Source organism: Trinickia sp., assembly GCF_057351765.1.
In genome coordinates, this window is sequence record NZ_JBMRBK010000051.1 from 1 (window position 1) to 20,647 (window position 20,647).

The 20,647-nt window shown below is 64.3% G+C and carries 18 protein-coding genes and 1 pseudogene; 7 read left to right on the top strand and 12 right to left on the bottom strand.

What is annotated here, in order from left to right; translation table 11 throughout:
• The 4 genes and pseudogenes from ACO1XS_RS13620 to ACO1XS_RS13635 all read right to left on the bottom strand — a co-directional run.
• Positions 1-700 (bottom strand): chemotaxis protein CheW (locus tag ACO1XS_RS13620; protein ID WP_486390907.1); only part of this gene is annotated, 700 nt, incomplete at its 3' end.
• A gap of 194 nt (positions 701-894) precedes the next feature.
• Positions 895-4,158 carry an Lhr family helicase gene (locus ACO1XS_RS13625; protein WP_486390908.1) on the bottom strand — a complete coding sequence of 1,088 codons (3,264 nt, stop codon included), beginning with the start codon at positions 4,156-4,158 and terminating at the stop codon, positions 895-897.
• A gap of 116 nt (positions 4,159-4,274) precedes the next feature.
• Positions 4,275-5,288, bottom strand: a pseudogene (locus tag ACO1XS_RS13630) (DEAD/DEAH box helicase); the annotation flags it as partial.
• A gap of 31 nt (positions 5,289-5,319) precedes the next feature.
• Positions 5,320-6,030 carry a BPSS1780 family membrane protein gene (locus ACO1XS_RS13635; RefSeq protein ID WP_440559676.1) on the bottom strand — a complete coding sequence of 237 codons (711 nt, stop codon included), beginning with the start codon at positions 6,028-6,030 and terminating at the stop codon, positions 5,320-5,322.
• A gap of 420 nt (positions 6,031-6,450) precedes the next feature.
• Between ACO1XS_RS13635 and ACO1XS_RS13640 the strand changes: the two genes are divergently transcribed.
• The 5 genes from ACO1XS_RS13640 to egtD all read left to right on the top strand — a co-directional run bounded on the left by ACO1XS_RS13640 (position 6,451) and on the right by egtD (position 12,369).
• Positions 6,451-6,882, top strand: a complete 432-nt coding sequence (locus ACO1XS_RS13640; protein ID WP_331566714.1) for a DUF29 domain-containing protein — start codon at positions 6,451-6,453, stop codon at positions 6,880-6,882.
• A 307-nt stretch (positions 6,883-7,189) separates the two neighbouring features.
• Positions 7,190-8,920 (top strand): gamma-glutamyltransferase, encoded by a 1,731-nt coding sequence (gene ggt / locus ACO1XS_RS13645; RefSeq protein ID WP_486390909.1) that lies wholly within the window; start codon positions 7,190-7,192, stop codon positions 8,918-8,920.
• A 127-nt stretch (positions 8,921-9,047) separates the two neighbouring features.
• Complete coding sequence (locus ACO1XS_RS13650) at positions 9,048-10,016, top strand: DUF72 domain-containing protein (protein ID WP_440559675.1); 969 nt, start codon at positions 9,048-9,050, stop codon at positions 10,014-10,016.
• A 99-nt stretch (positions 10,017-10,115) separates the two neighbouring features.
• A complete protein-coding gene (gene egtB, locus ACO1XS_RS13655; RefSeq protein ID WP_486390998.1) occupies positions 10,116-11,348 on the top strand; it encodes an ergothioneine biosynthesis protein EgtB in 1,233 nt (410 codons plus the stop codon).
• Complete coding sequence (gene egtD / locus ACO1XS_RS13660; protein WP_414720156.1) at positions 11,332-12,369, top strand: L-histidine N(alpha)-methyltransferase; 1,038 nt, start codon at positions 11,332-11,334, stop codon at positions 12,367-12,369. Before egtB ends, egtD begins: the two co-directional genes overlap by 17 nt.
• Before the next feature lie 3 nt (positions 12,370-12,372).
• On the opposite strand, the gene ACO1XS_RS13665 is transcribed toward egtD, so the two are convergent.
• Together ACO1XS_RS13665 and ACO1XS_RS13670 are read right to left on the bottom strand one after the other, a co-directional pair.
• Positions 12,373-12,660: a hypothetical protein gene (locus tag ACO1XS_RS13665; protein ID WP_331566720.1), complete on the bottom strand. Its 288-nt coding sequence runs from the start codon at positions 12,658-12,660 to the stop codon at positions 12,373-12,375.
• A 169-nt stretch (positions 12,661-12,829) separates the two neighbouring features.
• Positions 12,830-13,423 carry an IMPACT family protein gene (locus ACO1XS_RS13670; RefSeq protein ID WP_331566722.1) on the bottom strand — a complete coding sequence of 198 codons (594 nt, stop codon included), beginning with the start codon at positions 13,421-13,423 and terminating at the stop codon, positions 12,830-12,832.
• 331 nt (positions 13,424-13,754) lie between these two features.
• On the opposite strand from ACO1XS_RS13670, the gene ACO1XS_RS13675 reads away from it, so the two are divergent.
• A complete protein-coding gene (locus ACO1XS_RS13675) occupies positions 13,755-15,056 on the top strand; it encodes a UDP-N-acetylglucosamine 1-carboxyvinyltransferase (RefSeq protein ID WP_486390910.1) in 1,302 nt (433 codons plus the stop codon).
• Positions 15,057-15,120: 64 nt separating this feature from the next.
• Here the strand turns inward: ACO1XS_RS13675 and ACO1XS_RS13680 are convergent, their stop codons facing one another.
• Positions 15,121-15,657, bottom strand: a complete 537-nt coding sequence (locus ACO1XS_RS13680) for a DUF4142 domain-containing protein (protein WP_331566726.1) — start codon at positions 15,655-15,657, stop codon at positions 15,121-15,123.
• Between the two features lie 285 nt (positions 15,658-15,942).
• Here ACO1XS_RS13680 and ACO1XS_RS13685 point away from each other — a divergent pair, with 285 nt between their 5' ends.
• A complete protein-coding gene (locus ACO1XS_RS13685; RefSeq protein WP_486390999.1) occupies positions 15,943-16,653 on the top strand; it encodes an MgtC/SapB family protein in 711 nt (236 codons plus the stop codon).
• A gap of 30 nt (positions 16,654-16,683) precedes the next feature.
• Here ACO1XS_RS13685 and ACO1XS_RS13690 read toward each other — a convergent pair whose 3' ends face one another.
• From ACO1XS_RS13690 to pdhA, 5 genes are all read right to left on the bottom strand, one after another.
• Positions 16,684-16,956 (bottom strand): hypothetical protein, encoded by a 273-nt coding sequence (locus tag ACO1XS_RS13690; protein WP_486390911.1) that lies wholly within the window; start codon positions 16,954-16,956, stop codon positions 16,684-16,686.
• A gap of 115 nt (positions 16,957-17,071) precedes the next feature.
• On the bottom strand, positions 17,072-17,227 hold the full coding sequence (locus tag ACO1XS_RS13695) for a DUF3309 family protein (protein ID WP_173257158.1): 156 nt from the start codon (positions 17,225-17,227) through the stop codon (positions 17,072-17,074).
• 189 nt (positions 17,228-17,416) lie between these two features.
• A complete protein-coding gene (locus ACO1XS_RS13700) occupies positions 17,417-18,577 on the bottom strand; it encodes a dihydrolipoamide acetyltransferase family protein (protein WP_331567796.1) in 1,161 nt (386 codons plus the stop codon).
• Positions 18,574-19,557 (bottom strand): alpha-ketoacid dehydrogenase subunit beta, encoded by a 984-nt coding sequence (locus ACO1XS_RS13705; RefSeq protein ID WP_331567798.1) that lies wholly within the window; start codon positions 19,555-19,557, stop codon positions 18,574-18,576. The genes ACO1XS_RS13700 and ACO1XS_RS13705 overlap by 4 nt, the downstream gene beginning before the upstream one ends.
• The gene (pdhA, locus tag ACO1XS_RS13710; protein ID WP_331567800.1) at positions 19,550-20,644 is read right to left on the bottom strand and encodes a pyruvate dehydrogenase (acetyl-transferring) E1 component subunit alpha; all 1,095 of its coding nucleotides are present in this window, start codon (positions 20,642-20,644) and stop codon (positions 19,550-19,552) included. Before pdhA ends, ACO1XS_RS13705 begins: the two co-directional genes overlap by 8 nt.
• Positions 20,645-20,647 lie beyond the last annotated feature (3 nt).

Genomic DNA, 20,647 nt, shown 5'->3' on the forward strand with positions numbered 1-20,647 from the left:
CGCGGGAGATCTTGCTGAGAATGTCCCACGCCTCCTGACCCGTCTTGGCGATGATGTATTCGGCGCCGAGCGCGGCCAGGCTTTGCTCGATCAGCTTGCGGGCGAAACCGGAATCGTCGGCCGCCAGAATCTTCGCTCCGGCTTTGACCGTCACGGCTGCGCCGACTTCCTGCGGGTCGACGCTCGGATGCTGCGCCGGAAACACGTCGCGCAGCACCTGCTCGACGTCGACCACCTGTGCGAGCCGGGAGTCGCCGGTATTGCCGTCGATGCGGGCGATGCTCGTGACCGAGCTGCCGCCTGCCGACGCTTCGGCCGAAAGGACCTGATTCCATTCGAGGCGGACGATGTCGTCCACTTCCTCGACCGCGAACGCCTGCGTCGAGCGGGCGAATTCGGTGACGAGCAGGATGTTGAGGCCCCGTGTCGGGTTGCATCCCATGAGCCGCGGCAGATCGATCACAGGAATGATCTGGCCGCGGATATCCACCGCACCGAGTACGTGAACGGACGAACCGGCGATCGGCGTCACGGCCGGCATCGTCATGATCTCGCGCACCTTGAATACGTTGATGCCGTAGAGCTCGTGCGGATCGCCTTCGTCGCCGGAGGCCGCGCCGAGCCGGAATAGCAGGAGTTCGAACTTGTTCGAGCTGGTCAGATTGGTGCGTTCGTCGATCGAGTGATGATCTGCGGCCATTGAGGCATTCCTCGAGGTTGGACCTGCCGGTACAAGGGTTGCGGCCCCGATTCCGCGCACGCGTGGGCGTGCCGGGGGCTTACCAGCTTGATAACGGCCGTGAGCGCCGAAAATTGATAGACCCCCGCGTTTGCCCTAGGGCAAACACGTGTTCGTCGGGGTAGGCACCGCAACGCGTCGATGGCCCGGGCGCTTCAAACGCGGCGCGTCAATTGCCCGCGTGCCCGTTCGCGTTCGTCGGGGCTGAGCGCCGCAAGGAAATCGAAATGACCGGAGATCAGCGTCGCAATCGGCACGCCATCGCGAAAGACGATGCGGTTCCCCGCGAGCGCAGGGATCTTGTCGCCCGGCAAGATGGTACCGACGAGGTTGAGCGGGTCCGCGCCGCTCACGCAGACCAACGTGCCGTCGCCCGGACGCTTTCGGGTTTCGCGCAAGACCGGAATCGCTTCGGGCAAGGCGAATTGTTCGCCCGACAGCCCGTTGACGAACCTGCCGCCGCGTACTTCGCCGCGCCCCTCCAGACGGTGGAAGGTACGCAGCAGCTCGCGCCAGCGCGGCAGCCACGACGGCTCGCGCTCGAGCAGCTGCCAGCAGACGACGCCATAACGTCGCAGCAATGTCATGGCGACATGTTCGAGTACGTCCGCCGATGCGGCGCTCGAGTGCCGTGCATCGCCGATACCGGCGGGCGCATCCGCGGCCGCGGTCTCTCCGACGGGTGGCCGCCTGATCAACGCCCAGCGCCCGGCATCCGCCATGCCGCCGATGAACGCCCCGTGTCGCGCGCCGCGCCGAGGCCCATGGCGCGCGGTGCGCTGGCGTGCCGCGGCCGGCTGCAGCAGCGCGCGCAGTCCCGCGAAGCTGTCGGCATTGACGAGGCCGGCTGCGACCAGTTCGCCGAGGGCCGCTTCGAGTTCGATGGGCAGCGAGCGCGTCTCGTGAAGCTGCTCGTCGAAAAACATCGCTCCGTGTCGCGCGAGTGCTTCGAAGACGGCGCGGGCGCGGGCAGACAACGCATCGGCGGGAGGCGGCTCGCTCAGCGCCTGCCAGAGCGGCAGGTGGCGGCGAGCGAGCAGCACGATCGGCGTCGAGCGCACAGGTGTACTCGATACGCGGGCGGACGCTTGCGCGAGCCGGGCCCATACGAGCCGGCCCGAGCGGCATAGCGCGTCGAGCGACGTACCCGTGTAGTCGCGAATCCGGCCGGGCAGGATGTCTTCTTCCCACGCGGCGGCGGGCGCCTCGAAGCCTTCGAGTTGCTCGAGCGTTGCCGCGAGCGCGTCGGACCCCATACCGCGGGCGTCGGGCGCGACGCGCTGCCATTCGAACAGAAACCGCATGAAATCGGCACGCTCGACAGGCTCGATCTCGCGACGCAAACGCCGAATCGTATAGCGATGAATCCGTGCGAGTAGATGTCGCTCGCACCATTCGTCTGTGTTCGCGCCCGCTGAAAAGCGGCCGCGCATGACGTAGCCTTGTGCTTCGAGCGCGACGAGCGCCCCGGCAACGGTCGAGGCGGGCAGTGCAAGCGGGCGCGCCAGTTGAGCAACGGTGGAGGGCGGCAGGGCGCTCAGACGCGACCGGACGATCTCGACGAGCGCGTCGGCAGCCGACCCGCCCACATCGAACTGCGCCGGAACGACGAGGCGCGGCTCATACACAGCGTCGGGATAGACCGCGCGAAAAGCGGCAAGCCGCTCGAGCGGCATCCATAGTGCGTCGTCTTGCGCGATCTGCATGCGGGTTGCGCGCCCCGAGCGCGCCAACTCCGCGAGCCACGCGGCCCACCCGTCGTTCGACCGAACTTCGCTTTCGCTCGCGCACGCGAGCGTCATCAACGCCTCGTGCATCTCGTCGGCGTTTCGCACGCTGGGCCATGCTTCCTGGCGCACCGTATCGATCGCTTGCGCATCGAGCGCGCCGAGATCGTTGGCGCTGTCGGGCTCGCTGAAACGGCGCGAGAGTACCGCTTGCGTACGGCGCTCTTCGAGCGGAGCGTCGTCGAGGAATGCGTAGGGCCGTGCATTGAGAATTTCGGCGGCGAGCGGAGAGGGCGCCGCGAGCTCGCGCGTCACGAGCGAGACGCTGCCGCTTTCGATTCGACGCAGCAACGCAACCCAGCCGTCGCAATCCATCGCTTCATGCAGGCAGTCGTCGATCGTCTGATCGACAAGCGGATGATTCGGCAGTTCGCGCTCGCCGGCGATGTTCTCGAGGCACGCCACTTGATCGGGGAAGACGGCCGCCAGCAAATCCTCGCTTTTCATGCGCTGCAATTGAGGTGCCGTCTTGCGCCCGCCCGTGAAGCGCGGCAACGCCAGCGAAGTCGTCGCGTTCCAGCGCCAGCGTACGTTGAATAGCGGTGCATCGAGCAGAGCCTGAGTCAGAACATGCTCGGCCGTATTCGAATGCACATAGCGCCAGACTTCGTCGAGCGGAAAACTATGGGCGCTCGTGAGCGAGAGGACGATGGCGTCCTCGGTTGCCGCGGCTTGCAGCTCGAAGTTGAACGTGCGGCAAAAGCGCTTGCGCAAGGCGAGCCCCCACGCGCGATTGATCCGGCTGCCGAACGGCGAATGGATGACGAGCTGCGCGCCCCCCGATTCGTCGAAGAATCGCTCCATCACGACGGTGTCCTGCGTGGGCAATGTGGTCAGTGCGGCGCGGGCGCGGGCCAGATACTCGACGATCTGGCGCGCGGCGCTCTCGCTCACGTTCAGCTCGCGCATGAGCGTTTTCACTGCTTCATCCACGAGCGTGGGTGCCACGGACGATTGCGCCGTATCGTCAGGAGCCCTCAGTAACGCGTCGATGCGCGCGCGTAGGCGCGAAACGGCGGCGGACAGTTCGTCGCTGCGCCCGGGGGCCTCGCCGAGCCAGAACGGAATGTTCGGAGCTTGCCCCGCCGCATCGACGACGCGCACGCGTCCGGCTTCGACACGAAGGATGCGATAAGCGGTGTTGCCGAGCTGAAAGATATCGCCGGCGAGGCTTTCGACGGCGAAGTCTTCGTTGACTGTGCCGATATTGATGCCTTGCGGCTCGAGCAGCACCGCATAGTCGGCGTTATCGGGAATGGTGCCGCCCGAAGTGACGGCAGTGAGCTTGCCGCCGCGGCGCGCACGCAGCGTGCCGCTCACGATGTCGCGATGCACGTACGCACCGCGCGGCCCATGACGGCTCGTGTAGCCTTCGGCCAGCATGCGCAGCACGGCGTCGAAGCGTTCGCGCGTGAGCGTTGCATACGGCGCGGCATGGCGATAGCACTCGAAAAGCGCATCCTCGCTCCATTCCTCGCAGGCCACCTCCGCCACGATCTGCTGGGCGAGCACGTCGAGCGGCGCACGCGGAATGACCAGCGCATCGAGTTCGCCGCGCCGCGTGCAATCGACGAGGGCGGCGCACTCGACCAGATCGTCGCGCGAAGTCGGAAAAAGGCGGCCTTTCGGCATGCCGCCGACATGGTGTCCCGAGCGGCCCACGCGTTGCAGGAAAGGCGCGATGGCACGGGCGAGCCGAGCTGACACACGAGATCGACGTCGCCGATATCGATGCCGAGCTCGAGTGAGGCGGTGGCGACCAGCACACGCAGGGCACCCCGCTTCAGCCGCGATTCGGCATCGAGCCGGTGTTCCTTGGCCATGCTGCCGTGATGCGCCGCGACTGCATCCTTGCCGAGCCGCTCCGTCAGATGACGCGCGGCGCGCTCGGCCATGCGGCGGGTATTGACGAAGACGAGCGTCGTGGCGTGCGCCGCCGCGAGCTCGGCGAGTCTGTCATAGACACGTTCCCAGACCTCGTTGGCCATGACGGCTTCGAGCGGGACGGGTGGCAACTCGAGCGCGAGATCGCGCGGGCGGTTGTGGCCCACGTCGACGATCGCGCACTGCGCATGCGGGCCCTGCCCGACCAGAAACTGCGCGACGGTCTCGATCGGCTTTTGCGTGGCGGACAGCCCGATGCGCGGCAGACGACGCTTGCAGAGCGCGTCGAGCCGTTCCAGCGAGAGCGCCAGATGGCTGCCGCGCTTGGTGGCGGCGACAGCGTGGATTTCATCGACGATGACCGTGCGCGTCGTGGCGAGCATTCGGCGGCCCGAGTCGGACGAGAGCAGCACGTAGAGCGATTCGGGCGTCGTGACGAGGATGTGCGGGGCCCGCTGCCGTTGCGCCGAGCGTTCGCGTTGCGTCGTGTCGCCCGTGCGGACCGCCGTGCGGATATCGACGGGCGGCAGCCCGAGCCGGGCCAGTTCTTCCGCGATACCGGCCAGGGGCCGCTCGAGATTGGCATGGATGTCGTTCGACAGCGCCTTGAGCGGCGAGACGTAGACGACGAGCGTTGCGTCCGGCAGCGCGCCGCCCGCGGCGAGCCCGTCGCGCACGAGTTCATCGAGTGCCCATAGAAAAGCCGTCAGCGTTTTGCCCGAGCCGGTCGGTGCGGCGACAAGCGTCGAGCGGCCGCGCCGGATAGGCGGCCATGCACGGCACTGTGCCTCGGTGGGCGCATCGAACGTGCGCTCGAACCACGCGGCGACCGCGGGGTGGAATTCGGCGAGCGCCTCGTGAGCGAGAGAGGGCGTCATGACGTCGATATGTGGGGCTTGCGCTGAACTTTCAAGCCGGCGTATCCGCTCCGGTTCGCCGGTTCGCGAACAGATCGCGGTAAGCCGCAAACGTCGACAGATACGCGAGCGGCGCAAGCACGATGAGGCCGATGCCGAGTGTGACCAGCGCGGCGCCGGCCAGGCCCGCGATGAATACCCCATACACGAGCGCCGCCAGCGGATTGCGCCAGGTCGCGACCGCGCTGGCTTTGAGCGCATCCAGCGGCGGCATGCGCTCGAGCACGATCAGCGCCGGCGCGAGCCAAAGCGTGAGCGCGGCGCCGATGACGGCTACCGCATAGAGTAGCGCGGCGAGCCACGGCGCGCTTGCACTTGCGGCACCGGGCGTGGCGAGTGCGAGCGCATTGAACGATGCTGCCATGCGGCTTGCGGCGAAATCGCAGACGAGCGCGGCTGCCAGTGCGACGAGGCTGGCGGCAAAGAGCGGCTGAGCGTGACGGCGAATGCCGTTGAACGCATCGGCCACGCGTACGGTTCCGAGCGTGCGGCAGTTTTCGGCCGCGGCGCACATGCCGCCGGCCCATAAAACGGTGAATACGGGCGTGAGATCGCTGATCACCGGAATCATGCTGAGCAAAACCGTGACGACGAGGTCGATTGCGCCAAGCGCGACCCATACTGCGGGCCGCACGCGGAACAGCGCCCATCCCTCCACGATCCATTGCGAGCCGTGGTGAGCGGAAACGGTGTGCGTGTACATGGATGATGGCTCCGAAAGGACAACGCCCAGATGACTGACGAGTGCCGATGCCGCGAATTATCCACCAGCAGGCCGCCAGTCACTTGCAGTGCTCGCGGCTCTTAGCCGGAGACCGTTTGCGTAAATGTCTGGTTCAAATAGTACTTTTTTGCGACGGCGAGCCCCGGTTTCCCCGCCTCGTTCGCTGCGCGCGCTCGGTTTGCCCAGGCGATGCGTGGAAGGGTATCCGTTCGGCTACATATTCGGCGCGGCTTACGCGTGCGACACTGAAACCGTAGGATGGGCCGCCGGCGACGACGGCCGACCGACTGGATGCACTGGATGCCGACGCGCCAGTGTTATGACGAGGCATATGAATAGAGTGAATTTACGGGAGTGGTTAAAATGGCGCCGTGCGTGACTGAGCTTAGGGGCCGAAAAATGGGAACGAGCTACGAGAAGGACGTGGTGGCATGGGCCAGCGAACAGGCGGCGTTGTTGCGCGCGGGCAAGCTCTCGGCCATCGACGCGGAACATATCGCGGAGGAAATCGAGGACGTGGGTAAAAGCGAACAACGTGAATTGGCGAGCCGCATGGCGGTACTGCTGGCCCACCTCCTCAAGTGGCAGTTCCAGCCCGATCGCAGAGGGGCAAGCTGGACGCGGACCATCGACGCGCAACGGGCGGACATTGCATACGCTCTCTCGGACGCGCCGAGCCTGAAGCCTCGCCTCGAGGACGAGGCGTTCATGCGAGTCGTGTGGAAAAAGGCTCTCGCTCAAGCTGTCAACGAAACCAACATCGATGTGTTTCCAGGGGCGTGCCCTTGGTCAGTCGAGCAGGTGCTCGATGAGCGATTCCTGCCCGAGTGATATGGAAGCAATCGGTTGGATTTGAACCAGCACGCCAGCCTTCGGGCTGGCTTTTTTACGGCCGTTGCGGGGCGCGGTAAGCCGGCTGCCTCCTTAGCCGCTGTTCGGCACTCCTCTCTTTTCTTCTTCTGTCGTTGCCCGGCCGATACAATCGGCGTGCGGCGCTTTCGCATCACTTCTCATTTTTGAGCCTGCTCCAAGCCGTCAACTGCCGCCACGGAATGCGACTACGAAACTTCGTCGTTTCGCAAACCATTTCCGCGTGATATAAGCGCGTGCATACGATGATTTACAAGGAGGGGACTTCATGAGCTCAATCAGCCGCATCAAGGCCACCGCAGCAGGGTGGAGTGTCGTTGCGCTGGCAACGGCATCGCTCGGCCTGATGGAAAGCGTACCGGCCGTCGCCAAGACCGGTACGGCGAAACCCGTATTGACGGCATCGGCCATGGCGGTCGCGGATGAGTTCAGCGCCGATGCGGCCGAGCAGATCTTCAAGGAAGGCGGCAACGCCGTCGATGCGGCGGTGGCGATCGCCTTCACCCTGGCCGTGACTTATCCCGAGGCAGGCAACATCGGCGGTGGCGGGTTCATGACGCTCTTCGTCAACGGCAAGCCGTACTTCCTCGATTACCGCGAGCGGGCCCCGCTGGCGGCGACGAAGAACATGTACCTCGACAAGGACGGCAACGTCATCAAGGGCATGAGTCTCGTCGGCCCGCGCGCCGTCGGCGTGCCTGGCACGGTGGAGGGAATGTGGGAGGCGCAAAGGCGCTTTGGCCGACTGAAATGGAAGCAGGTCCTCGCTCCGGCCATCCACTACGCGCGCGACGGCTTCGAGGTCAGCGATCAATTGCAGGAGCGTCGGGATAATGCGGCGAAGGACTTCGGCGATAAAACGAACTTCGGCAAATATTTCGGCGGGCTGAATACCGGCGTCACGTTCAAGCAGCCGGAACTCGCTGCGACGCTCACGCGCATCGCCGAGAAAGGCGCGAAAGAGTTCTACGACGGCAAGACGGCCGATCTGATCGCGGCCTCGATGAAAGCGGACGGCGGCCTCATCACGAAACGCGACCTGCAGCAATACAAGGCAGTATGGCGCCAGCCGGTGCAAGCCGACTGGAACGGCTATCACGTGATTACGGCGCCGCCGCCGAGCTCGGGCGGGATCGGGCTCGTGCAGTTGCTGAAGATGAAGGCCGATTTGAAGGACAAGTTCGAGGGCGTGCCGCTCAATTCGGCGAAGTACATTCACCTCGTCGCGGAAATCGAAAAGCGTGTCTTCGCCGATCGCGCGCAATATCTCGGCGATCCCGATTTCTTCAAGGTGCCCGTTGCGCAGTTGATCTCCGACGATTACATCGCCAAGCGCGCGGCCGAGGTCGATCCGGACAAGCCATCGGACACGAAGAGCGTGCAGCCGGGCCTCGGCACCTCGATGCCGGAGAAAGCGGAGACGACTCACTTCTCCGTGATCGACAAATGGGGCAACGCCGTATCGAACACTTACACGATCAACGGTTACTTCGGATCGGGCGTCGTGGCGGACGGCACGGGCATTCTGTTGAACGACGAGATGGACGACTTCTCCGCCAAGCCCGGCGTGGCGAATATGTTCGGCGTGGTCGGCAGCGATGCGAATTCGATCGAGCCGAAAAAGCGTCCGTTATCGTCGATGTCGCCGACGATCCTGACGAAGGACGGCAAAGTGGCGCTCGTCATTGGCACACCGGGCGGCTCGCGCATCTTCACGTCCATCTTCCAGGTCGTCAGCAACGTCTACGACTTCAAGATGCCGTTGCCCGATGCCGTTGCGGCGATGCGCTTTCACCACCAGTTGCTGCCGCCCAACACGATCTTCTGGGAGCCGTACAAGCCGATCGAGGGCGAACTCGCGAAGCAATTGCAGGACATGGGCTATGTCTTGCAGAAGCAGGGCTTCAACGGCGACATCCAGGCCATCGAGATCAACGGCGATACGCCGGAGCCGGCGGCCGATCCGCGCGGACGCGGCGTCACGAGGATCGTTCAATAGAGGCGCTATCGTAGGCCGCGCGCCCCCCGAGGGCGCGCGGCCAATCGAACATTATCGGCATCGCGACTGGAATAGGAACGGTGCTTGCTCGTTCGACCATATGAAGCAAAGGTCTGATGAACGAGCGATGGCAATTCATATCGGCATTTCCGGCTGGCGCTACGAGGGTTGGCGCGGCGTCTTCTATCCGAAAGGATTGCGCCAGGCGAGCGAACTCGCGTACGCATCGCGAGCCGTCGATACGATCGAAATCAACGGCTCGCACTACTCCTTACAGACGATAGACAGCTATCGGAGCTGGCATGATGCCGTGCCCGAGAGTTTCGTCTTCAGCGTGAAAGGGCCACGCTATCTCACGCATATGCTGCGTTTTCGCGACGAGTCGGCCCTGCCCGCGATCGCGAATTTCTTCGCCTCCGGCGTGCTCGCCCTCGAAGACAAGCTCGGCCCGTTTCTCTGGCAGTTTCCGCCGAATTTCCCATTCGAGGCGACACGGCTCGAGCGGTTTCTCGCGCTGCTCCCTCCAACGGTGGAAGATGCCGTAACGCTTGCGAAACGACACGATGCGCGCGTGAAGAAACCATGGTGCGAAACGCGACGGACGGGGCAATTACGCCATGCGGTCGAAATCCGGCACCGCAGTTTTTGCACGCCCGAGTTTCCGGAAATACTGCGACGGCATGGCGTTGCGCTCGTCGTCTCCGACGCCGTGGCCGACTGGCCCTATACGGAAGACGTGACGGCCGATTTTCTCTATTTGCGTCTGCATGGCACCGAAACGCTATACAGCGGCGCTTATTCGGACGCCGCGCTCGAACGCTGGGCCAGACGTATCGCCACATGGGCACGCGGAAGCGAGCCGCGCGACGCAATACGTATTGCGAAGACACCCCTGACACGTACGCCGAGGGATATCTATTGCTACTTCGACAACGACCAGAAAGTGCAGGCGCCTTTCGACGCGCAGCGCCTGAAGCAGTGGCTCGGACGCGAAGGCGTTGCGCTCCGAAAGCGCGACGCGCCGCCGCCGCTGGCCCCGGCCGGCTCGGCGCGGCGCAAGCCGCGCTCCCATGCCGTGCAAGCTTCGCACGAGTAAAGTACAGTGCATGCAAAAGCGGTGGCCGCCACCGATACGATCGGCCGCGCCGGTAGCGCGGATCGGGCCGTGTTTGCCTTGATGAAGGAGCGAAAGCCGATGGGCTGCGATGTATCCCAGCTGCGGCAGGCCTTCGAAGAAGTCCGCCGATACAGCCTCGAACTGACCCGCCCGCTGTCGGCGGAGGATCAACAGGTTCAGTCCATGACGGACGCGAGCCCCACCAAATGGCATCTGGCCCACACGAGCTGGTTCTTCGAAACGGTGCTGCTCGCGCAGCACGTCCCGCGTTACCGGTTTTTCGATGAACGCTATCCGTTTCTCTTCAACTCGTATTACGAAGCGCTCGGGCCTCGCCACGAGCGGGCACAGCGTGGGATGCTTACTCGCCCGTCGCTCGACGAGGTGCATGCCTATCGCCGGCATGTCGATGAAGCAGTGCTGGCGGTGCTCGACCGCGCCGGGCCCGATTTGCTCGAGACGATCGAGCCGATCGTGACGCTTGGACTTCATCACGAACAGCAACACCAGGAACTGATCGTGACGGATGCCCTGCACGCGTTCTCGTGCAACCCTCTCATGCCGGCTTTTCGGAACCCCGACGTGGGCAAGCCGCTTTGGCCGACGACGCATGCCGGGCCGATCGAATGGCTGTCCCGGCCCGGCGGCGTTGTCAGGATCGGTCATGAGGGCGGGGATTTTTGCTTCGATAACGAGGCACCCAGGCATGAAGTTTTGCTACGTCCCTACGAAATCGCGCATCGACTCGTCACATGCGGCGACTACACTGCCTTTATCGCGGACGGAGGTTACGAGCGGCCTGAACTCTGGCTCTCGGACGGATGGGCGATGGTGCAGCGCGAAGGGATGCACGCGCCGGCCTATTGGCGGCAGCGCGGGCAGGGCGCCGCATCGGATGCGGCGAGCGTGGACGAATGGCTCGTATTCGGGGTGGGCGGTCTCGAGCCGATGAAGGCCGAAACACCGGTGTCGCAGCTGAGCTTTTATGAAGCCGCGGCGTTCGCCGAGTGGGCCGGCGCGCGACTGCCGACGGAGTTCGAATGGGAGGCAGCCTTCGAGGCACCGGGCATCGACCAGATGATGGGCCACGTCTGGCAATGGACGCGCTCGTCGTACGATCCTTATCCGGGCTTTCGCCCCGTGCCGGGGCTTGCAGCGGAATACAACGGCAAATTCATGGTGGGGCAACTCGTCTTGCGCGGCAGCAGTATCGCGACACCGCCGGGTCATGCCCGTCGCAGTTACCGAAACTTCTTTCCGCCGGCGGCGCGCTGGCAATTCTCTGGAGTACGCCTTGTTCGAGACATCTGACACGTCGGGGCTGACCGGCGCCGGCTCGGGCGCCGCGGCATTCGTCGGCGACATTCGGCAACCACGCGGTGCGAGCAACGCCTTCGAACGCGACCTCGTGGCCGGCTTGTCCGTGAAGCCGCGGCGTGTGGCACCGAAGTATTTCTACGATGCGGCCGGATCTGCGCTTTTCGATCGGATATGCGAATTGCCGGAGTACTACCCGACTCGGACGGAGTTCGCCATCCTCGAGCGCAATGCTCGTGCGATCGCGGAATGTATCGGCCCGCGCGCGGATATCGTCGAGTTCGGCGCAGGATCGCTCTCGAAGATCCGGCGCTTGCTCGATGCATTCGAGCCCGCGCATGCCCCGCGCCGTTTCTTTCCGATCGATATTTCAGCGGACCATCTCGAGGGTGCGGCGCGCAGACTTCATGCCGACTATCCATGGCTGCACGTACACCCGGTGGGAGCCGACTATATGCAGGAGGGCGCGCTCGGTGACCTGGAGGCCGCATCGGAGCGCCGTGTCGGGTTCTTTCCGGGCTCGACGATCGGCAACCTCGACCCGGACGAGGCGCGCGGCTTTCTACGTCGGGCGGCGCACCTGCTCCAAGGCGGCGGCCTCTTGATCGGTGTCGATCTCGTGAAGGACCCGGACGTCTTGCACCGCGCTTATAACGATCGGCAAGGCGTCACCGCCGCGTTCAATTTGAATTTGCTTCGGCGTGCCAACGAAGAGCTGGGAGCCGATTTCGAGTTGAGCCGTTTCGCGCATTACGCGTTTTACGAGCCGCGCCGACAGCGTATCGAAATGCATCTCGTGAGCCGTTGCGCGCAGACGGTCAGGCTCGGTCGACACGCCTTTGCGTTCGATCAGGGCGAGAGCATTCACACGGAGAACTCGCACAAGTTCACGATCGAGGGCTTCCGCGCGCTTGCGGTATCGACGGGATTCGAGCCGGGTCCCGTCTGGACAGACGAGGCCCGGCTTTTCAGCGTGCATTGGCTCGCCAGTCCGCCAGCACGAGCGAGCCGTTGATCGTCAATAACCGCCCCAACGGCGTTCGCGCCACTGGTGTTCGCGCCATTCATGCTCGCGCCATTCGCGGCGGCGCCACTCGCGCGCGCGCCAGTCGTCGCCGCGGTAATAGCCTACCGCCACGGGTGCCGCGTAGGCCGGTGCCGGGGGCGCCACGTAGACGGGTTGCGGAGCCACATATACCGGCGCGGGGATGCCGACGCCGATGGCCAGATCGACGTGCGCGGATGCCGCGCTCGAGACACCCAATACCGTCAGGCCGATCAATGCTCCCACGAGCTTCTTGTTCATCGCGCTACTCCTTGCACTCCATGTGCGTTGTTTTGACCACGGAGCCAGTGTAGGGGCCGCGCGCTGACACAGGTGAAAGCGGCTTGCGAGATCGGTAACGCTGCATTACGGGCCGCAAGCCTTGCCCAGAGCGGAGTTCGGGCCGCACAGCCCGACGAGCGCAGCGCAATCAGGAGTCTTCGGGGAACGCGGCGCGGCCCTGCGTGAGATCGCGCAACGTAGTGCGCGCGGCCTCGATTTCGCTCGCCGGCATCTGCATGGCGAGCCATACCTGCGCACCATGGCGGCTCTCGAGGAGCACGACGTCGTGCTGCTCCATCCACCGTCGCGCGCGTGCCTCGTCCGCATAGCTGAGCTCGACGGCCAACCGTGCCTGAGCGATGCGCTCGACACGTTGCGCCTCACCCAGCGCGGTGGCAATGGCATCGGTATAGGCACGCACGAGGCCGCCCGCGCCGAGCTTGACGCCGCCGTAGTAGCGAACGACGGCGCCGAGCACGCTATCGAGATCGTGATGGCGCAGGACTTCGAGAATCGGGCGGCCGGCCGTGCCGGACGGCTCTCCATCGTCCGACATGCCGGACTGCCCTCCGGCGAGCAGTGCCCAGCAAACGTGTGTGGCACCGGGATGCGCATCGCGCAACTGCCGCAGCGCCCCCATTGCCGCGTCCCGATCGGCGACGGGCAGCGCATGCGCGATGAAGCGGCTTTTGCGGATTTCGAGTTCGGCCGTGACCGGCGCGGCAAGTGTGAAGACGGGCAAATCGGTGGACGAAGAGAGCGGGATGCGCCAGTTTAACGCACGGGCCGGGAGGCGCTCGCCTGCCGCCGGCTGGCTGAACGGGCTTCGCGCGGACCCACGCGACTTATCCCCAGATATTGGGGGCAAACCTGTGTATAACCCGCCGGGAGTCCATGTAAGTGCTTGATGCGAAAGCATGTGGATCGCAGCGATACGAACCTGAGCAGGCTCGAACGATTCGCGCGGACTCGCGGCGATCGAGCCGAGATGCCCGATTTCGGACCGGCCGCCGCCCGACGATGGCATGATATGCGCCTTGGCCTTTTTCGTTCGCTCACCGCTCATCCCCAATATGTCTGACCTTATCGTTCACGGCGGCCTTCCGCTGCGCGGCGAAATCACGCCTTCGGCCAACAAGAACGCCGTTCTGCCGATTCTTTGCGCCACCTTGCTGACCGATGCGCCGTTGCGGCTCATCGGCGTGCCCGACATCACCGATGTCAGGAAAATTCTCGATATTTTTCGCACGCTAGGCAGCGAGGTCTCGATGGACTTCGCGACCGGGGTGCTCGAGCTCCATCATCGCGCGACCGTGTTCGACCCGAGTTGCCATCACCTGCCCGAGGAGATGCGCTCGTCGATCATGCTCGTGCCGCCGCTGCTTGCACGCTTTCGCGTGGCGCGCCTCGAAAACGACGTCAAGGGTTGCACGCTCGGTGTACGGGAGATAGATCCGCACGTCGAGGTGTTCGAACGTTTCGGCGCGCGCATCGAGCGCACGAACGGCTCGCTGATCGTACGCAGTGACGCCGCCATGCGCGCGAACGATCACTGGCTCGATTACGCCTCCGTGACGACGACCGAGAACTTCGTGCTCTGCGCCGCGGCCGCATCGGGGACGTCGACGCTGGTCAATGCCGCATCGGAGCCGCACGTGCAGGAGTTTTGCCGGTTCATCGCGATGCTGGGCGTACCGATCGACGGTATCGGCACATCGCGGCTCGCCATTTCCGGTGGCTGCAAGCTCGGCGGCGGAGAGTTCCGATTCGACGAGGATTTCCACGAGATCGCCACGTTTCTCGCGCTGGGCGCGATCACGGGCGGCGATATCGCGGTCAAAAACAGTGCGCCCGAGCAGTTCCCGTTGATCGACAGGACGTTCGCCAAGTTCGGCATCGATGTCGTCCATCGCGATGGCTGGTCGCGCGCCCGGCGCGATGGGCCACTACGCGTGCGCACGCCGTTTACGCCCAACATCCTGACCAAGATCGAGGCGGCGCCTTGGCCGTATCTGCCCGTAGACCTTCTGCCGATTTTCATTGCGCTCGGTGTGCGCGCGCAAGGCAGCGCGATGTTCTGGAACAAGGTGTATGACGGTGCAATGGGCTGGTCCGTCGAGCTATCGAAGTTCGGCGCGCACGTGTTTCTTTCGGACCCGCATCGGCTCATCACGTTCGGCGGTATCCCGCTCACGCCGGCCAAGGTGGAGAGCCCCTATATCATCCGCGTGGCCATCGCGCTTTTCATGGTGGCGGCCAGCATCGAAGGGCAATCGGTCATCAAGAACGCGCTGCCGATCCGGCGCGCGCATCCGCATTTCGTCGAGAACCTGCGCTCTGTCGGTGCCAACGTCGAATGGACGAGTACGGAGTAAAGCGATGCGCACCGGCACGCGTATCGCGTGCCGGCCGCTGTGCCCAGTGCGGGCAGTCGATCGCTTATTCGCTCACGCCTTTTTTCTTGGCGAGGGATTCGGCCATCTGATAATGCTTTTCGATTACGGGAAGCTCTTTTTGCGCGAATTTCTTGAGATCCGCGTTCTGGCCGCTCTCGATTTCCTTCTTGAAGGCGGCCACTGCTTCTTCGTGGCCCTTCACTCCGAGCTTGCTGATGTAGGCTCGATCGAACTCCTTACCCTTGAGCCCGCGTAGGGAATCGAGCAGCTCGGTGTCCGAGTTGTCCTTCGGGGCCGTCACATCGTGAGGCGCCGCTGCCTTGAGCTGCACCGTCATCTTCGTGTGGTCGTACATCATGTGACGTGCGAACGATTTCACATCCTTGTCGTTCGAATGCGATTGCGCGAGCTTGCCCGCGTCGATTTCGGTCGACGACGACTTCGTTGCCGCCTGTACGAAGTTGCGATCGGGTTCGGGTAGCGGATTGGCCGACGTTGTCGACGCGGCCTCGGTTTGCGCATTGCCGAGCCCGGGGATCAACAACGCGCAGCAGGCCAAAGCCAAGAACGAACGCTTCATAACGGCTCCTCGAATGATTGGGAATAAACCAGCCCGATGCCGACGAGGCGCTGGGCTGCGGTACGGATAAGGCACCGCAAACAACGTACCGCTTCTCACCGAAAGCACGTCCGCGCGGTGGGTTGCGGCTGCGCAGCATGCTTGCGTAAGACTTGCAATGCGATGAGCCGATGTTGCCGGAGCCTGGCAATCGAGCAAGGCAGCGCGCGCCTCGGCGCGGTCGAACGGGCCCGCCGCTTGCTCGACGGTCGGTGGAATCGACACAAGGAGGCGCTTGCGCTCGCCATGGATACGATGCCGCTCGTGCTCGGTTGGGAAGCTGTTGCGATCCGGCTCGTCTTTGCGCTCGGAACCGGGTTTATCTTTGGCTTCAATCGCAGCGAATCGGGAAAGACAGCCGGCCTGCGCACGACGATTCTCGTATGCCTTGCTTCCTGCATCGCGATGCTGCAAGTCAACGCTTTGCTGCCGCAGGCCGGAAAGCATCCGGACTCGTTTCCGACGCTCGACTTGATGCGTTTGCCGCTCGGTGTACTGACTGGCATGGGTTTCATCGGCGCGGGCGCGGTGATGCGCAAAGACGGACTCGTCACCGGAGTGACGACCGCGGCCACGTTGTGGTTCGTGACGATCGTCGGCTTATGTATCGGCGGCGGGCAATATCGGCTGGCGGTCAGCGCGATCGTACTGGGCGTGGCCGTTCTATGGGGACTGCACTACGTCGAACAGCGCATGCACCGCCGCAAGAGCGCGTGGCTCACCGTCGAGTACGGGGCGGGCAGCGAATGTCCGTCCCGGCTCGTTCACGAGTTGGCCGCTCACGGTTGCTCGGTCACGCGGCGCGGCGCGGCCTGGCGGCGCGGTGACGAGCAGTTCGAAGAGCGCTTGCTCGTGCGATGGCGCGAACCGTTCGACCAGGATGCGAAAGTCTCGGCCTTCGCCGAACTGGCCCGGCGCTCGGGCGCGGATGCGACCCATTGGCAGATGGTCGAATAGTCGCGTCGTCGGATAGCGCCGCAACCCACGTCACGCTGCCCGCAGCGGCGGCAACGACGGATTGGCCGGCTGCGTATACCACTTTTCGACGGCGGCCCGGATGCGCCCACGGCTCTCGTCGGGCGAGAGCGATATTTCTCGTTCGACCGTCTTGGCATCCTGCGCGAGCTCGCGTCCGCTCACGAGCAGCAATTGCCGGCCCGATTGCCGCTGTTTCTCCAGCACCGACCAGGTGCGTTCGACTACCCTGCCGTCCGTGGCGAGCGTGTTGTCGTAGTCGGTTGCGAGCGCAACGAAGTGCATTTCGTTCTCCTCGAGACGCAATGGTCTTTCGCGCACCTCATTGCATTGCGCGTGCCGCGGGCGGATCGGATGCCGCGGCACGCAATTCAGCGAATAAAAAACCAGGCTGGGAGCGCTATATCTGGCCGAACACCACGAGCAGGATCACGATGACGAGCAACAGGCCCAGACCACCGGTAGGTGCATAGCCCCAGCCGCGGCTATACGGCCAGGCAGGAAAAGCGCCGATCAGAAGGAGAATCAGCACGACGAGCAAAATGGTTCCTAACATATCGACCTCGCACGAGCGAATTGAAAAGGATGCGGGGAAATGCAGGCCGCATAGATCGATCTCTGCAAGAGCCGTGCCGGCCGGGCGCCCAATCCCCATAAGGCGGCGGGGAGCGAACCCTGCCGCTTTTTGCGATGGAGGCGGCAAATTCGGCCTAAACGGCGTCCCGAATGGGCGCTACGTCAGTCGTCAGTCGAGCGCCCGTAAATCGGCGATTGCCGCCGCGAGAAACCGTGCCGCTTCGCCGCCGGTCACCACGCGGTGATCGAACGTCAGGCTGAGCGGCAAGATCCGATGCACGACAGCCTGGCGGTTTTCCGCCACGATGCCCTCGTGAATGCGACCCGCACCGAGGATTGCCACGGTTGGCGGCACGACGATCGGCGCGGCGTATTTGCCGGCGATCATGCCGAAATTGGACAGCGTGATGGTCGCACCGCGCAATTCCTCGGGCGGGATTTTGCGCGCTTGAACGTCGGCGCGCACGCGATCGAGGCCTGTGCGCAAGTCGGCCGCATCGCGATGTGCCACGTCGCGCAGCACGGGCACGAAGAGGCCGTCGGGAAGATCGACCGCAATGCCGACATCGATATGCGCAAGCACATGGCGGCGCGCCGCGCGGCCGTCGAACCACGCGTTGAGTCCCGGCTCTGCGCGGCATCCGGCCACGAGCGCGCGAATGAGCCGGATCGTGACATCGGTACCGGGCGGCCAGGCATCGATATCGGCATCGTCGATGACGGTAGCCGCGGCCACCTCGCTTTGGGCGCGCGCCATGTTTTGCGCCATCGCGCGCCGCACCCCGCGCAACTCCTCGGGCGGGCCCAGTTCGACGAGCAGTTTTGCCGTGCGTTGCACGTCCGCTGACGTCACGACGCCATCGGGGCCCGACGGCGTGACCATCGCCAAATCGATGTCGAGCGTGCGGGCCAACGCGCGTACGGCCGGCGTCGCCTTGATCGCGGGAGCCCGGGCGCCCGCGCCGGCGCCGACGAGACCGCGCATCGATACGTCGCGCGCGATGTGTCCCGCGGGTGCGGGACGCGTGGAAGATGTCGAAGGCTGCGTCGGTTGCATCTGCGGCATCTCGCCGACGACCGTGCCCGTATCGTCGTTCGCTCCCTCGAACGCGACGAGCGGCGCACCCAGGTGCATGATGTCGCCTTTCTTGCCGAACAGCTTGGCGACGCGGCCCGCTTGCGGCGAAGGAATATCGACGATCGCCTTGGCCGTTTCGACCGCGAGAAGCGGTTGATCGGCCTTCACGTCGTCGCCTTCATGGACACGCCATTCGATGATCTCGGCTTCTTGCAGGCCTTCTCCGAGGTCGGGGAGCTTGAAGACTTTCATGTGGATGCCTCGAGCGTTTTTCGGACCGCGCTCACGATGCGCGCGACGCTCGGCATGTATTGGGCCTCGAGCCGAAAGAGCGGAACGACCACGTCGTAGCCGGTGACACGCTCGATCGGCGCGAGCAGCGAATAGAGCCCGCGCTCCGCGAGATTCGCGGCAATTTCGGCGCCGAGCCCGCATGTGCGGGGCGCCTCATGAACGATGACGCAGCGTCCGGTCTTCGCCACGGAGGCCACGATGGTTTCCATGTCGAGCGGCTTCAGTGTCGCGACATCGATGATCTCCGCTTCGACGCCCTCGGCCGCGAGGACGTCGGCGGACATTTGCACTTCATGGATCATGGCGCCCCAACTGACGAGCGTCACGTCGGTACCTTCGCGCAATGTGAAGCATGTGTCGAGTGGCGCAGCGGTACCGTCGTCTTCGACCGGTTGCTTGTAGAGCCGATAGAGCCGGGTCGGTTCGAGAAAGACGACGGGGTCCGGATCGCGTATGGCGGCCAGCAGCAAACCGTAGGCGCGTTCGGGCGAGGAGGGCATGACGACCCGTAGCCCCGGCATGTGCGCGAACAGCGCCTCGGGACTCTCGGAATGGTGCTCGGGTGCATGGATGCCCGCGCCGCAGGGCGAGCGGATCACGAGCGGACACGTGAGCCTCGCGCGTGTGCGATGACGCAATCGCGCGGCATGATTGAGTATGTGGTCGATCGCCGGATAAATGAACCCGCTGAATTGAATCTCGACGACAGGACGCAAGCCCATCGAGGCCATGCCGATCGCGGTGCCGGCAAGCGCCGTTTCGGCCAGCGGTGTATCGACGATGCGTTCGGTGCCGAAACGCTCCTGCAATCCGAGCGTGGCGCGAAATACGCCGCCGTTCGCGCCGATATCCTCGCCGAGCAACACAACCGACGGATCGTGCTCCAGCTCGTAGGCGAGGGCGCGATTGACGGCTTCGACGAGATTCAACTCAGACATGGTCGTCCTCCGCGCTCTCGCCGTTCGCGAATCGCAGTGCCGTGTCCAATTGTTCGTCGAGCGCACGCGGCAGCGTTGCATATAAATGCTCGAACATGGCCGAGACGTCCGGCGGCGCCACGGCGAGATAAGCTTCGACCGCGCTCTCGACCTGCTCACGGCAGGCCCGCGAAAGCGCTTCTTCCTGCGTCTTGTCCCAGACACCGGCTTGCACGAGGTACTTGCGAAGACGTGCAATGGGCTCGCTCGCCCATTGTTGGGCGACTGTTTCCGGATCGCGATAGCGCGTCGCATCGTCGGCCGTCGTGTGATCGCCGAGCCGGTAGCTGAGCGCTTCGATGAGCGTCGGGCCGTCGCCGCGCCGCGCTTTGTCGAGTGCGCGGCGCATCGCGTCGTGCACGGCAATGAGATCGTTGCCGTCCACCTGTTGGCCCTCGATGCCTGCCGCAATGGCCTTTTGCGCGAGCGTGCCGGCTGCCGTCTGACGTTCGCACGGCATGGAAATGGCCCAACGATTGTTATTGACGACGATGACCAGCGGCGCCTGCCAGATGCCGGCCATGTTCATCGCTTCGTAAAAATCGCCTTTGGATGTACCGCCGTCGCCGACGATCGCGACCGCCGCGCGCTGCGTCTTTTGCAACTTGAACGCGTAAGCCGCGCCTGCGGCATGACAGACCTGCGTCGCGATCGGTACGCAATTCGGAAAATCGTAACGCGCAGCGGCAAAATCGCTCCCGCGCTCGTCGCCGCCCCAATACAACAGGCTTTCAGTCATGGTGACGCCGCGCACCAATTGGGCGGCGTGATCCCGATAGGAAGGAAAAAGCGCATCGTCGTGCTGCATGGCGGCGGCCACACCGACACCGATGGCCTCTTGCCCGAGCGATGAGGCAAACGTGCCCAGCTTGCCGGTGCGTTGCAGCGCAACTGCTTTGTTGTCGAACGTTCGCGTCAGTGTCATTGCGCGATATAGTTCGACGAGCAGTGACGTTTCGTTTGCAAACGCAGGCAGCGGTTGCGTCGCGTTACCGTCGGGGTCGAGATAGCGGGTGTATTCGACCTGAAAGCGGGCGGCAGTACTCATGAT

Excerpts from the sequence above, each read along its gene's own strand:
- ACO1XS_RS13625 (WP_486390908.1), bottom strand. The coding sequence starts at position 4,158 with ATGCCGAAAGGCCGCCTTTTTCCGACTTCGCGCGACGATCTGGTCGAG.
- ACO1XS_RS13635 (WP_440559676.1), bottom strand. The coding sequence starts at position 6,030 with ATGTACACGCACACCGTTTCCGCTCACCACGGCTCGCAATGGATCGTG.
- ACO1XS_RS13640 (WP_331566714.1), top strand. The coding sequence starts at position 6,451 with ATGGGAACGAGCTACGAGAAGGACGTGGTGGCATGGGCCAGCGAACAG.
- ggt (WP_486390909.1), top strand. The coding sequence starts at position 7,190 with ATGAGCTCAATCAGCCGCATCAAGGCCACCGCAGCAGGGTGGAGTGTC.
- ACO1XS_RS13650 (WP_440559675.1), top strand. The coding sequence starts at position 9,048 with ATGGCAATTCATATCGGCATTTCCGGCTGGCGCTACGAGGGTTGGCGC.
- egtB (WP_486390998.1), top strand. The coding sequence starts at position 10,116 with ATGGGCTGCGATGTATCCCAGCTGCGGCAGGCCTTCGAAGAAGTCCGC.
- ACO1XS_RS13665 (WP_331566720.1), bottom strand. The coding sequence starts at position 12,660 with ATGAACAAGAAGCTCGTGGGAGCATTGATCGGCCTGACGGTATTGGGT.
- ACO1XS_RS13675 (WP_486390910.1), top strand. The coding sequence starts at position 13,755 with ATGTCTGACCTTATCGTTCACGGCGGCCTTCCGCTGCGCGGCGAAATC.
- ACO1XS_RS13680 (WP_331566726.1), bottom strand. The coding sequence starts at position 15,657 with ATGAAGCGTTCGTTCTTGGCTTTGGCCTGCTGCGCGTTGTTGATCCCC.
- ACO1XS_RS13685 (WP_486390999.1), top strand. The coding sequence starts at position 15,943 with ATGGATACGATGCCGCTCGTGCTCGGTTGGGAAGCTGTTGCGATCCGG.
- ACO1XS_RS13690 (WP_486390911.1), bottom strand. The coding sequence starts at position 16,956 with ATGCACTTCGTTGCGCTCGCAACCGACTACGACAACACGCTCGCCACG.
- ACO1XS_RS13695 (WP_173257158.1), bottom strand. The coding sequence starts at position 17,227 with ATGTTAGGAACCATTTTGCTCGTCGTGCTGATTCTCCTTCTGATCGGC.
- ACO1XS_RS13700 (WP_331567796.1), bottom strand. The coding sequence starts at position 18,577 with ATGAAAGTCTTCAAGCTCCCCGACCTCGGAGAAGGCCTGCAAGAAGCC.
- ACO1XS_RS13705 (WP_331567798.1), bottom strand. The coding sequence starts at position 19,557 with ATGTCTGAGTTGAATCTCGTCGAAGCCGTCAATCGCGCCCTCGCCTAC.
- pdhA (WP_331567800.1), bottom strand. The coding sequence starts at position 20,644 with ATGAGTACTGCCGCCCGCTTTCAGGTCGAATACACCCGCTATCTCGAC.